Raw genomic sequence first — 12,363 nt, 5'->3', positions numbered from 1 at the left:
GTAGTGGTTTATGCAAGTGAAGCGTTTTTTCGCCGCCGACATGCGTCAGGCCATGAAACTGGTTCGTGACGAGCTGGGCGCTGAAGCAGCCATCATTGGCAACCGTCGTATCGCCGGCGGTGTCGAGCTGACGGCGGCCCTGGATTACAAACTGTCTGCGCTGGCCCCGCGGGTTCCGAACATGGAACTCGAAGACGAGCTGCGCAAGACCCAATCGCGCATCGCCAGCGCCCAGGCCGAACTGAGCCTGCGCAGCAGCGAAGGCGAGGGTGCCCCGGGCACCAATCGTCAATTGTTCGCCGGTCAGCCGCTGACCGCCGGCCTGCCGTTGACCGCTGCCGAGCCGCTGATCGAGCAGGCCCAGGCCCAACCGCGTCGTCCGGAGCCGGCACCCGCCGCGCCTGCCCGTGGGCTCGACCCGCGCGCCCTGGACTCGATGCGCTTCGAACTCAACAGCCTGCGCGAGCTGATGGAAGTCCAACTCGGCTCCCTGGCCTGGAACCAACTGCAAGGCAGCCGTCCGGCCCAGGCCAACCTGTGGCGTCGCCTGCAACGCATCGGCTTGTCCGGCCCGCTGTCCCGGGACCTGCTGGCGCTGATCAATGGTATCGAAGAGCCTCGCCAGGCCTGGCGCATGTTGCTGGCGCACCTGGCACGGATGATCGCCACGCCGGAAGTCGAGCCGCTGGAGGAGGGCGGGGTGATTGCCATGGTCGGTCCTGCCGGCATGGGCAAGACCACCACCCTGGCCAAGCTCGCCGCCCGCTACGTACTCAAATACGGCGCCCAGAGCATCGCCCTGGTGAGCATGGACAGTTTCCGCATCGGTGCCCAGGAACAACTCAAGACCCTGGGCCGGATCCTCAATGTGTCGGTGACCCATGTGGATCCGGGCCAATCCCTGGCCCAGGCGCTGGAGCCGCTGCTGCGCAAGCGCGTCGTGCTGATCGATACCGCGGGCCTGCAAGCCAGCGATCCGGCCCTGCGCATGCAGCTCGAAAGCCTGGCCGGACGCGGTATCAAGTCAAAAAATTATCTCGTGTTGGCAACCACCAGCCAGAAACAGGTTCTAACCGCCGCATACCACAGCTACAAGCGCTGCGGACTGGCTGGCTGCATCCTGACCAAGCTGGACGAAACGGCAAGCCTGGGCGAGGTGTTGAGCCTGGCGATCGGTCATGAACTGCCGGTGGCCTACCTGACCGATGGGCCGCGGATCCCGGATGATTTGCATCTGCCGCGTCGTCATCAACTGGTCAGTCGTGCCGTGAGTGTGCAAATGCAGGAAGAACCCAGCGAAGAAGCCATGGCTGACATGTTCGCTGACATCTACCACAGCCCGACCAAGCAGGTCGGCTGAGGTAATCATGAATATTTTTTGTACCTACATCGATGGTCTGCCATGCATTGTTCCTTATGCGAACGCGCAGCCAGTAATGTGGCCTCCGTCTAAGAAGACAAGGTAAAGAACGAACATGGGCAGCATGCATCCCGTACAGGTGATCGCGGTGACCGGCGGCAAAGGTGGCGTCGGGAAGACTAACGTGTCAGTGAACTTGTCCCTGGCTCTGGCAGAGCTTGGCCGACGGGTCATGCTGCTGGACGCCGACCTGGGCCTGGCGAACGTCGACGTGCTGCTGGGGCTCACCCCCAAACGCACCCTGGCGGACGTGATCGAGGGCCGTTGCGAACTGCGCGACGTGCTGTTGCAGGGGCCGGGCGGGATTCGCATCGTGCCGGCTGCCTCCGGCACCCAGAGCATGGTTCACCTGACCCCGGCCCAGCACGCGGGCCTGATCCAGGCTTTCAGCGACATCGGCGACAACCTCGATGTGCTGGTGATCGACACCGCGGCCGGCATCGGCGACTCGGTCGTCAGTTTTGTCCGCGCCGCCCAGGAAGTGCTGCTGGTGGTCTGCGACGAACCGACGTCCATCACCGACGCCTACGCCCTGATCAAACTGCTGAACCGCGACTATGGCATGAACCGCTTCCGCGTCCTGGCCAACATGGCCCAGAGCCCGCAGGAAGGGCGCAACCTGTTCGCCAAGTTGACCAAGGTCACCGATCGCTTCCTGGACGTCGCCCTACAATACGTCGGCGCCGTGCCGTACGACGAAAGCGTACGCAAGGCCGTCCAGAAGCAACGTGCCGTTTATGAAGCTTTTCCACGTTCCAAATGCGCGCTGGCGTTCAAGGCGATCGCCCAGAAGGTCGATACCTGGCCACTGCCGGCCAACCCCCGCGGGCATCTGGAATTTTTCGTCGAGCGTCTTGTGCAACAAACAGCAGGGCCCGTGCTATGACAGCCAGCGGTTACAACCATCTCTATAAAAAATCGGCACGGGACGCCCAATACGAATTGATCGAGCGTTATGCGCCACTGGTCAAGCGTATTGCCTACCACTTGCTGGCGCGGTTGCCGGCCAGTGTCCAGGTCGAGGACTTGATCCAGGCCGGCATGATCGGCCTGCTTGAAGTGTCGAACAAATACGACGCCAGCAAAGGCGCCAGTTTCGAGACCTATGCCGGTATTCGCATCCGCGGGGCGATGCTCGATGAAGTCCGCAAGGGCGATTGGGCGCCGCGTTCGGTGCACCGCAATACCCGCATGGTCAGTGACGCGATTCGGGCAATTGAAGCGAAAACCGGGCGTGACGCTAAAGATCACGAAGTTGCGGCCGAACTCCAGTTGAGTCTCGACGATTATTACGGGATCTTGAACGATACCTTGGGCAGCCGCCTGTTCAGTTTCGACGACCTCTTGCAGGACGGCGAACACGAAGGGCTGCACGAGGATAACGCGAGCGCTCACATGGAGCCGTCGCGTGACCTGGAAGATGAACGTTTCCAGAGTGCGCTGGCGGATGCGATTGCCAATTTGCCGGAGCGTGAGCGGCTGGTCTTGGCGCTGTACTACGACGAAGAGCTGAACCTCAAGGAAATCGGTGAGGTCCTGGGGGTCAGCGAATCGCGGGTCAGCCAGTTACACAGCCAGTGCGCGGCCCGTTTGCGGGGGCGTTTGGGGGAGTGGCGAGCGCGTTGACAGGCAGTGTGGGGACACTGCGACGAGGCTGGCCTGGCAAGTGCTGCGCCAGTCTCCATCCGTTGTGCTCCAGACCGTTGTCGAGTGTTGTGCCGGATTGATTGAAATGGCGCGTCCAGGTGCTGGGCGCGTTTAAGACTGCTTGGAGGTCGAATTGGACAAGAACATGAAAATCCTCATCGTTGATGACTTCTCAACGATGCGGCGGATCATTAAAAACCTGTTGCGTGACCTTGGGTTCACCAACACGGCCGAAGCAGATGACGGGACCACTGCGCTCCCGATGTTGCACAGTGGCAACTTCGATTTTCTGGTCACCGACTGGAACATGCCGGGCATGACCGGTATCGACCTGCTGCGCCAGGTGCGTGCCGACGAAAAACTCAAGCACCTTCCGGTGTTGATGGTCACTGCCGAAGCCAAGCGCGAGCAGATCATCGAAGCGGCCCAGGCCGGTGTGAACGGCTATGTGGTCAAACCCTTCACGGCCCAGGCGTTGAAAGAGAAGATCGAAAAAATCTTCGAACGCATCGGTTAACGGCGCCACGGGGGAGCTATGGACAACGAATCTTCAATGGGCGATTTCGAATCGACCCTGAAAAAACATGCCCGCGAACTGGTCGACAGCCTTGAAAAAGGTCGCTTTGGCGATGCGGTTCAAATGATCCATGAGCTCAACCAGACCCGTGACCGCGGTCTGTATCAGGAAGTGGGCAAGCTCACGCGTGAACTGCACAGTGCGATTGTCAATTTCCAGATCGACCCGCACATGCCGCAGGCCGAGGAAGTCTCGCAGATCACCGACGCCACCGAGCGCCTGGGGTATGTGGTCAAGCTGACCGAAGCCGCGGCCAACCGCACCATGGACCTGGTGGAAAGCGCAACGCCGCTGGTCAATGGCCTGAGCGAAGAAGCCCAGGCCTTGAGCACCGACTGGGGCCGGTTCATGCGTCGTGAAGTCGGTGCTGAAGAGTTTCGGGAGCTGGCCCGACGGGTCGACGGTTTCCTGACGCGCAGCAGCACCGAGAACCGCGCCGTGGCAAGCAACCTCAACGACATTCTGCTGGCCCAGGACTATCAAGACCTGACCGGCCAGGTGATCAAGCGTGTGACCCAGTTGGTCACCGAAGTGGAAAGCAACCTGCTCAAACTGGTGTTGATGGCTAGCCAGGTCGACCGCTTTGCAGGCATCGAACACGACCGTGAAGCGATGCTTGCTGAAAAAGATCCACAAAAACATCTCTCTCAGGGTGAAGGTCCGCAAATTCATGCCGATAAAAGAGAAGACGTTATGTCCGGTCAGGACGATGTGGACGATTTGCTGTCCAGCCTTGGATTCTGAGTTTTAGCCCTGTTTTAGGAGCAGCCATTAATGAGCTTCGGCGCCGATGAAGAGATCCTTCAGGATTTCCTGGTTGAGGCCGGCGAGATTCTAGAGCAACTATCCGAACAGCTGGTCGAGCTGGAAAGCCGACCTGATGATGCGGATCTGCTCAATGCAATTTTTCGCGGTTTCCACACTGTAAAAGGAGGCGCCGGCTTCCTCCAGCTCAACGAGCTGGTGGAGTGCTGTCACATTGCCGAGAACGTGTTCGACATCCTGCGCAAGGGTGAGCGTCGCGTTGACTCGGAATTGATGGACGTGGTGCTCGAAGCGCTGGATGCGGTCAACAGCATGTTCAGCGAAGTGCGCGAGCGCTCGCCGATCACCCCTGCCACCCCCGAGTTGCTCGCCGCGCTGGCACGCCTGGCCGAGCCGCAATCGGCTGACGAAGCGGCACCGGTTGCCGAAGCGGTGGTTGAGGAGCCGGTCGCCGAAGAATCGGAAGACATCACCGATAACGAATTCGAACAACTGCTGGACTCCCTCAATACCGTCAAGGCCCAGGCCGAGGCGCCGGCCGCTCAGGTCGCTCCTGCTGCGCAAGCCGCCGGGGCTGGCAGCGATGAAATCACCGATGCCGAGTTCGAGTCGCTGCTCGACCAGCTTCACGGCAAAGGCCAGTTCGCGCCGGATGCGGTCGTCCCGCCGACGGCCCCGGCCGCCCCGAAAGCGGCGGGCGACAGCTCCGACATCACCGACGACGAATTCGAAGCGCTGCTCGACCAGTTGCATGGCAAGGGCACCTTTGCCGTTGACGCGCTGGATTCGGCCATCGCTTCGGCGCCGACCCCGGCCAAGCCTGCCGCCGCTGCCGCTGGCAGCGATCTGATCAGCGACCACGAATTCGAATCGCTGCTCGATGAGCTGCATGGCAAGGGCAAGTTCAGCGAAGTCGGTACGGCGTCTGCCGCGCCTGCCGCCACCGCGGCGGCACCGGCGGCCAAGGCTGCTGCACCCAAACCCGCCGCCAAGGCACCGGAACCCAAGGCCGAGCCCGCCAAGCCTGCCGCTGCCGCCGCGGCGCCAGCCCGGGCTCCGGCGGCTGCGCCAGCGGAAAAACCGGCCAGCGAAGCCGAGACCACCGTTCGGGTCGACACCGCACGCCTGGACGAGATCATGAACATGGTCGGCGAACTGGTGCTGGTGCGTAACCGTCTGGTACGCCTGGGCCTCAACAGCCAGGACGAAGCCATGTCCAAGGCCGTGTCGAACCTCGACGTGGTAACGGCCGATTTGCAGACCGCGGTCATGAAGACCCGGATGCAGCCGATCAAGAAAGTCTTCGGGCGCTTCCCGCGCCTGGTTCGTGACCTGGCTCGCCAGCTCAAGAAAGAAATCAACCTGGAACTGGTGGGTGAAGAGACCGACCTCGACAAGAACCTTGTCGAGGCCCTGGCCGACCCGCTGGTCCACTTGGTGCGCAACGCGGTCGACCACGGCATCGAGTCGCCGGAAGAACGCGAAGCCTCGGGCAAGGTCCGCAGCGGCAAGGTGATCCTGGCCGCCGAGCAGGAAGGCGACCATATCCTGCTGTCGATCTCCGACGACGGCAAAGGCATGGACCCGAACGTGCTGCGTTCCATCGCGGTGAAACGCGGTGTAATGGACAAGGATGCCGCCGACCGCCTGAGCGACACCGAGTGCTACAACCTGATCTTCGCCCCGGGTTTCTCGACCAAGACCGAGATTTCCGACGTGTCGGGCCGTGGCGTGGGCATGGACGTGGTGAAAACCAAGATTTCCCAGCTCAACGGTTCGATCAACATCTACTCGACCAAGGGCCAGGGCTCGAAGATCGTCATCAAGGTCCCGTTGACCTTGGCGATCATGCCGACCCTGATGGTGATGCTGGGCAACCAGGCCTTCGCCTTCCCGCTGGTCAACGTCAACGAGATCTTCCACCTCGACCTGTCGCGCACCAACGTGGTCGACGGCCAGGAAGTGGTGATCGTACGGGACAAGGCATTGCCGCTGTTCTACCTCAAGCGCTGGCTGGTCAGTTCCGCGGCTCATGTGGAGCAGGGCGAGGGCCATGTGGTGATCCTTTCGGTGGGCACCCAGCGGATCGGCTTCGTCGTCGACCAGTTGGTGGGCCAGGAAGAAGTGGTCATCAAGCCGTTGGGCAAGATGCTACAGGGCACCCCGGGCATGTCCGGCGCCACCATCACCGGCGACGGCCGCATCGCGTTGATTCTCGATGTGCCAAGCATGCTCAAGCGTTACGCCGCCCGGCGTATTTGATTCTGGAGGGGGGCGGCCCAGGGCCGCGCCTCGTCTAACGGAGTGTTTATGGTAGTTAAAGTCCTGGTGGTGGACGATTCGGGGTTTTTCCGTCGCCGCGTCTCGGAAATTCTTTCGGCGGACACGAGTATTCAGGTCGTCGGTACCGCGACTAATGGCAAAGAGGCGATCGATCAGGCCCTGGCACTCAAGCCGGACGTGATTACCATGGACTACGAGATGCCGATGATGGACGGTATCACGGCCGTGCGGCATATCATGCAGCGCTGCCCGACCCCGGTCTTGATGTTCTCGTCCCTGACTCACGAAGGCGCCCGGGTAACTCTCGATGCGCTGGACGCCGGGGCGGTGGATTTCCTGCCGAAGAATTTCGAAGACATTTCGCGCAACCCCGACAAAGTCCGGCAGTTGCTGTGCGAAAAGGTCCACAGCATTTCCCGCAGCAATCGTCGTGTCGGTGCCTACAGCACACCAGCGCCAGCCCCGGTTGCGGCGCCAAGCCCCGCGCCAGCGCCGACGGCATCGAGCAGCTTCAATCCGGCCCCGGTACGCAGCGCCCCGGCACCTGCGCCGACGCGTTCGGCACCTGCCAGTGCAACGTCGCCGGCACCCAAGCGCAAAGCCTACAAGCTGGTGGCGATCGGTACGTCCACGGGCGGCCCGGTGGCGCTGCAACGGGTCCTGACCCAGTTGCCGGCCAACTTCCCGGCGCCCATCGTGCTGATCCAGCACATGCCGGCGGCGTTCACCAAAGCGTTTGCCGAGCGTCTGGACAAGCTGTGCAACATCAACGTCAAGGAAGCCGAGGATGGTGACATCCTGCGTCCGGGCCTGGCATTGCTGGCGCCGGGTGGCAAACAGATGATGATCGACGGCCGCGGTGCGGTGAAGATCCTGCCGGGCGATGAGCGCCTGAACTACAAGCCTTGCGTGGATATTACCTTCGGTTCCGCGGCCAAGTCCTACGGTGACAAAGTTCTGGCGGTGGTGCTCACCGGCATGGGCGCCGACGGTCGCGAAGGCGCACGGCTGCTCAAGCAGGGCGGCAGTGCGATCTGGGCCCAGGACGAAGCCAGCTGCGTGATCTACGGCATGCCGATGGCCATCGTCAAAGCCGATCTTGCCGACGCGGTGTACGGGTTGGACGACATCGGTAGACACCTGGTCGAGGCCTGCCTGTAATGGATGTGCTCAGCCTGATTGGCATCATCATGGCGTTCGTCGCCATCATTGGCGGCAATTATCTGGAAGGCGGTCATCTGGGCGCTCTGGCCAACGGCCCGGCGGCGTTGATCGTGCTGGGTGGCACCATTGGCGCGGCGCTGTTGCAGTCGCCCATGAGTGCTTTCAAGCGGGCCATGCAGGTACTGATCTGGATTCTGTTCCCGCCCCGTGTCGACCTGGCCGGTGGCATCGACCGCGTGGTGAACTGGAGCCTGACCGCTCGCAAGGAAGGCCTGCTGGGCCTGGAAGGAGTGGCCGACGCCGAACCCGACAGCTACTCACGCAAAGGCCTGCAATTGCTGGTGGACGGCGCCGAGCCGGAAGCCATCCGCAGCATTCTGGAGGTGGATTTCTACACCCAGGAAAGCCGTGACATCGAAGCGGCCAAAGTATTCGAAAGCATGGGCGGCTACGCGCCGACCATTGGCATCATCGGTGCGGTGATGGGCCTGATCCATGTGATGGGCAACCTGGCCGATCCATCGCAGCTGGGCAGTGGTATCGCCGTGGCGTTCGTCGCCACGATCTACGGCGTGGCCAGTGCCAACCTGGTGCTGCTGCCCATCGCGGCCAAACTCAAGTCCATCGCGTTGCGCCAGTCGCGTTATCGCGAAATGCTGCTGGAAGGGATCCTGTCGATCGCCGAAGGTGAAAATCCGCGTTCCATTGAGTTGAAGCTCCAGGGTTTCATGGACTGATGGGAGGCATGGGAAATGGCACGTCGCAGGCATCGTGAAGAACACGTCAATCATGAACGCTGGCTGGTTTCCTATGCCGACTTCATCACGTTGCTGTTCGCTTTTTTCGTGGTCATGTATTCGATTTCGTCGGTCAACGAAGGCAAATACAAAGTCATTTCCGAGGCGTTGATCGGGGTCTTCACCGACTCCGACCGCGCCCTCAAGCCGATTCCCATCGGTGAAGAGCGGCCCAAGACCACCACCCCGGCCAAACCCTTGGTCAAGGACAGCGAGCAGGTCGATGCCGGTATCGCCGGCAGTAGCGATCCGTTGAAAAGCATCGCCGACGACATCAGTGCGGCGTTCGGTGACCTGATCAGCTCCAACCAGATGACCGTGCGCGGCAATGAGCTGTGGGTCGAGATCGAACTCAATTCCAGCCTGTTGTTCGGCAGCGGCGACGCCATGCCCAGCGACATGGCGTTCAACATCATCGATAAGGTCGCGGCGATCCTCAAGCCTTTCGACAACCCGATCCATGTCGAAGGCTTCACGGACGACCAGCCGATCCGTACCGCGCAATACCCGACCAACTGGGAACTGTCCTCGGCCCGTTCGGCGAGCATCGTGCGCATGCTGGCGATGCAGGGCGTTAACCCCGGTCGCCTGGCCTCGGTGGGCTACGGTGAGTTCCAGCCGGTGGCCAACAACGCCACGGCCGAGGGGCGTGCGCGCAACCGGCGGGTGGTGCTGGTGGTGTCGCGTAACCTCGATGTACGTCGTAGCCTGACCGGTACCGGTACGGCCAATGCAACCCCGGATGCGGCATTGAAGCGGGCTGGCACACAAACTGCACCGGCTCCGGTCAAGTCGCCGGGAAGACAGAGTGCCGTCAATTCTCCGTCACCCGCTTTATAATCGAGCTATTTCTCGGTCGAGCCTGTTTCGGCCGGGAGGAACGATCCGAATGAGAGTCTGGGCAGTCGCCAATCAAAAAGGTGGTGTGGGCAAGACCACATCTTCCATCGCTTTAGCCGGGTTGCTGGCCGAGGCGGGCAAGCGCGTGGTCATCGTCGATCTGGACCCCCATGGCTCGATGACCAGCTATTTCGGCTACGATCCCGATAGCCTTGAGCACAGCAACTTCGACCTGTTCCTGCACAAGGGCGTCGTGCCCGAAGGCTTGCCGGGGCAATTGCTGTTGTCCACCAGCGACGAGCGGATTTCCCTATTGCCGTCGAGCACCGCCCTGGCCACCCTGGAGCGACAATCGCCCGGGCAGAGCGGCCTGGGGCTGGTGATCGCCAAGAGTCTGGCGCAGCTGTGGCAGGATTTCGATTACGCGATCATCGACAGCCCGCCGTTGCTGGGGTTGCTGATGGTCAATGCCCTGGCCGCCAGTCAGCAATTAGTGATCCCCGTGCAGACCGAACATTTGGCCGTCAAGGGGCTGGAGCGCATGGTCAATACACTGGCGATGGTCAACCGCTCGCGCAAACAGACGCTGGCCTTCAACATCGTGCCGACGCTGTTCGACCGTCGCACCCAGGCGTCCCTGGGGACTCTGAGGGTGTTGCGGGACAAGTACCCGGATGACATCTGGCAGGGCTATATCCCCGTCGACACCCGCCTGCGGGATGCCAGCCGCGCCGGTGTGACCCCATCGCAATTCGATGGCAAGAGTCGTGGCGTGTTGGCTTACCGAGCGCTGCTCAAGCATCTGCTGGCCCAACAGCTTGTTCCGCAGCAGGTGGCTTAAGGTGACGAGGCTTTCCACTGCCAGTGTGTTCGCTTGCGAACGCTCAAGTCCTGCCGCATTCATGCCGATAACCTCTTCAAGTGGCGCACTGTTCCCATGAACCGCCCAGTAAAGACAACCTCGCGTCCGCAAATGGCCCTGCAGTCCTATCTGGATGGGCTGTTGCAGGAAGCGACCGAAGAACTGCCACCGCCGCCCAGCGTGATCGAGGCGTTGCCCGAACACGTCGAAGCCGAGGGTGTGCTGGATGAATTTAAAGCGGCCGTGCTCGAAGAGCAGGCCCGTGACGCACAGAAATCAGTGGTGGCCGCAGCGGTCGAAGCGCCGTTCATCAAGCCACAACTGGCGGTAATGGAGGCACCTGCTCCGATCCTGGCGCCGGTCTCGACCGTTGCCCCGTTGCTGCAGGGGCTGGTGACGCCGGTGGTGGAAGTCCACTTGCCGCCGAGCAACCCACCGCCACCGGTGCCGGGCGACGACCGTCCGGCCTGGGCCGCCGAGCCGTTCGAATGTTTGTTGTTCGATGTGGCCGGGTTGACCCTGGCGGTGCCGCTGGTCTGCCTGGGATCGATTTACTCCCTGGCCGGGCAGGAACTGACGCCGTTGTTCGGCCAGCCGGAATGGTTCCTCGGGATCCTGCCGAGCCAGGCGGGCAACCTGAAGGTACTGGATACGGCACGCTGGGTGATGCCGGACCGTTATCGCGATGATTTTCGCCAGGGCCTGCAATACGTGATTTCGGTGCAAGGTTATGAGTGGGGATTGGCGGTGCACCAGGTCAGCCGTTCGCTGCGCCTGGATCCGAACGAGATCAAGTGGCGCAGCCATCGAGGGCAACGGCCATGGCTGGCCGGTACGGTGATCGAGCACATGTGCGCCTTGCTGGACGTTGCCGAACTGGCGGAGTTGATCGCCAGCGGCGGGGCAAAACACCTGGGCGGCAGCAAGAAGCCGGTCCAGAAACCGAAATAAGACAACCGGTGGCGCACAGCGTCGCCGGACAGAATACACGCCGCCACAGGCGGTTTTTCGAGGGGTCAAGGTATGAATGATAAGGCGTCGTCTCAAAAGGGTTCTGAAGATCCGATTCTGCAATGGGTGACCTTCAAGCTCGATAACGAAACCTACGGCATCAACGTGATGCGCGTTCAGGAAGTGCTGCGCTATACCGAGATCGCCCCGGTACCGGGTGCACCCAGCTATGTGCTGGGCATCATCAACCTGCGTGGCAACGTGGTCACTGTGATCGATACCCGTCAGCGCTTCGGCCTGATGAACGCCGAGATCAGCGACAACACCCGGATCGTCATCATCGAAGCCGACAAGCAAGTGGTTGGCATCATGGTCGACAGCGTCGCCGAAGTGGTTTACTTGCGCCAGTCGGAAATCGAGACGGCGCCTAACGTGGGTAACGAAGAGTCCGCCAAGTTCATTCAAGGCGTGTGCAACAAGAATAACGAGTTGCTGATTCTGGTTGAACTGGACAAGATGATGAGCGAAGAAGAGTGGTCGGAACTGGAGAGTATCTGATTGATTCTTGAGGTAGCAGTCATTGTCCTGTTCCTTTTCTGGGCAGGTACGCTGGCGATGTTCTTGGCATACATACGTGGCCAGCGGCAGATTGCCGCTCAGCAGGCCCAGGGCGATGCGCTGCGCGACCAGCGCATCAAGGACCTGGCCAAGCGCGTCGACGATTACCAGAACGGCACTGTGCGCATGGGCGAAGCGCTCCATGAGCTGCGTGCCGTGGTTGCGCCGTTGCCGGACAAACTCGCCCAGTTGGAACAACGTGACCCCTCCAGCCTGTCCTTCGCCCAGGCCGCCCGCCTGGTGGGCATGGGCGCCAGCGTCGACGAACTGACCCAAGCCTGCGGCCTGACCCAAGCCGAGGCGGAGTTGATGAGCAAGCTGCACCGAGGCGGCTGATCGCTTTCTTCGCAGCATTCATGTGGGAGCGAGCCTGCTCGCGATAGCGGTGTGACCGTCGACAGCGATGTTGGATGTGCGCCCGTCATCGCGAGCAAGCTCG

13 protein-coding genes are annotated in these 12,363 nt (G+C 61.5%); all 13 read left to right on the top strand.

Going from position 1 to position 12,363, the window contains the following annotated elements; translation table 11 throughout:
* The first annotated feature begins 10 nt into the window (after positions 1-10).
* The 13 genes from flhF to BLU85_RS04095 all read left to right on the top strand — a co-directional run bounded on the left by flhF (position 11) and on the right by BLU85_RS04095 (position 12,260).
* The gene (gene flhF / locus BLU85_RS04155; RefSeq protein WP_092204554.1) at positions 11-1,360 is read left to right on the top strand and encodes a flagellar biosynthesis GTPase FlhF; all 1,350 of its coding nucleotides are present in this window, start codon (positions 11-13) and stop codon (positions 1,358-1,360) included.
* 115 nt (positions 1,361-1,475) lie between these two features.
* Positions 1,476-2,306 carry a flagellar synthesis regulator FleN gene (fleN, locus tag BLU85_RS04150; RefSeq protein WP_003184001.1) on the top strand — a complete coding sequence of 277 codons (831 nt, stop codon included), beginning with the start codon at positions 1,476-1,478 and terminating at the stop codon, positions 2,304-2,306.
* On the top strand, positions 2,303-3,046 hold the full coding sequence (gene fliA / locus BLU85_RS04145; protein ID WP_014337177.1) for an RNA polymerase sigma factor FliA: 744 nt from the start codon (positions 2,303-2,305) through the stop codon (positions 3,044-3,046). Before fleN ends, fliA begins: the two co-directional genes overlap by 4 nt.
* A gap of 166 nt (positions 3,047-3,212) precedes the next feature.
* On the top strand, positions 3,213-3,584 hold the full coding sequence (locus BLU85_RS04140; protein ID WP_003199125.1) for a chemotaxis response regulator CheY: 372 nt from the start codon (positions 3,213-3,215) through the stop codon (positions 3,582-3,584).
* Between the two features lie 18 nt (positions 3,585-3,602).
* Positions 3,603-4,388, top strand: a complete 786-nt coding sequence (locus tag BLU85_RS04135; RefSeq protein WP_060738635.1) for a protein phosphatase CheZ — start codon at positions 3,603-3,605, stop codon at positions 4,386-4,388.
* A 30-nt stretch (positions 4,389-4,418) separates the two neighbouring features.
* A complete protein-coding gene (locus BLU85_RS04130) occupies positions 4,419-6,671 on the top strand; it encodes a chemotaxis protein CheA (protein WP_092204555.1) in 2,253 nt (750 codons plus the stop codon).
* Positions 6,672-6,719: 48 nt separating this feature from the next.
* Positions 6,720-7,853 (top strand): protein-glutamate methylesterase/protein-glutamine glutaminase, encoded by a 1,134-nt coding sequence (locus tag BLU85_RS04125; RefSeq protein WP_092204556.1) that lies wholly within the window; start codon positions 6,720-6,722, stop codon positions 7,851-7,853.
* Positions 7,853-8,593, top strand: a complete 741-nt coding sequence (locus tag BLU85_RS04120) for a flagellar motor protein (protein ID WP_003199135.1) — start codon at positions 7,853-7,855, stop codon at positions 8,591-8,593. The genes BLU85_RS04125 and BLU85_RS04120 overlap by 1 nt, the downstream gene beginning before the upstream one ends.
* A 15-nt stretch (positions 8,594-8,608) precedes the next feature.
* A complete protein-coding gene (gene motD, locus BLU85_RS04115; protein WP_060738632.1) occupies positions 8,609-9,493 on the top strand; it encodes a flagellar motor protein MotD in 885 nt (294 codons plus the stop codon).
* A 49-nt stretch (positions 9,494-9,542) separates the two neighbouring features.
* Complete coding sequence (locus BLU85_RS04110; protein ID WP_060738631.1) at positions 9,543-10,334, top strand: ParA family protein; 792 nt, start codon at positions 9,543-9,545, stop codon at positions 10,332-10,334.
* Between the two features lie 96 nt (positions 10,335-10,430).
* Positions 10,431-11,306: a CheW domain-containing protein gene (locus tag BLU85_RS04105; protein WP_092204557.1), complete on the top strand. Its 876-nt coding sequence runs from the start codon at positions 10,431-10,433 to the stop codon at positions 11,304-11,306.
* A 72-nt stretch (positions 11,307-11,378) separates the two neighbouring features.
* Positions 11,379-11,864: a chemotaxis protein CheW gene (locus BLU85_RS04100; protein ID WP_003199144.1), complete on the top strand. Its 486-nt coding sequence runs from the start codon at positions 11,379-11,381 to the stop codon at positions 11,862-11,864.
* Positions 11,865-12,260 carry a DUF2802 domain-containing protein gene (locus tag BLU85_RS04095; protein ID WP_060738629.1) on the top strand — a complete coding sequence of 132 codons (396 nt, stop codon included), beginning with the start codon at positions 11,865-11,867 and terminating at the stop codon, positions 12,258-12,260.
* Positions 12,261-12,363 lie beyond the last annotated feature (103 nt).

The sequence above is a fragment of the Pseudomonas sp. NFACC14 genome (assembly GCF_900106885.1).
GTDB classification, from domain to species: Bacteria; Pseudomonadota; Gammaproteobacteria; order Pseudomonadales; family Pseudomonadaceae; genus Aquipseudomonas; species Aquipseudomonas fluorescens_AA.
Note: the sequence above shows the minus strand (reverse complement) of the source record. Positions and strands in the feature narration are given on the sequence as shown.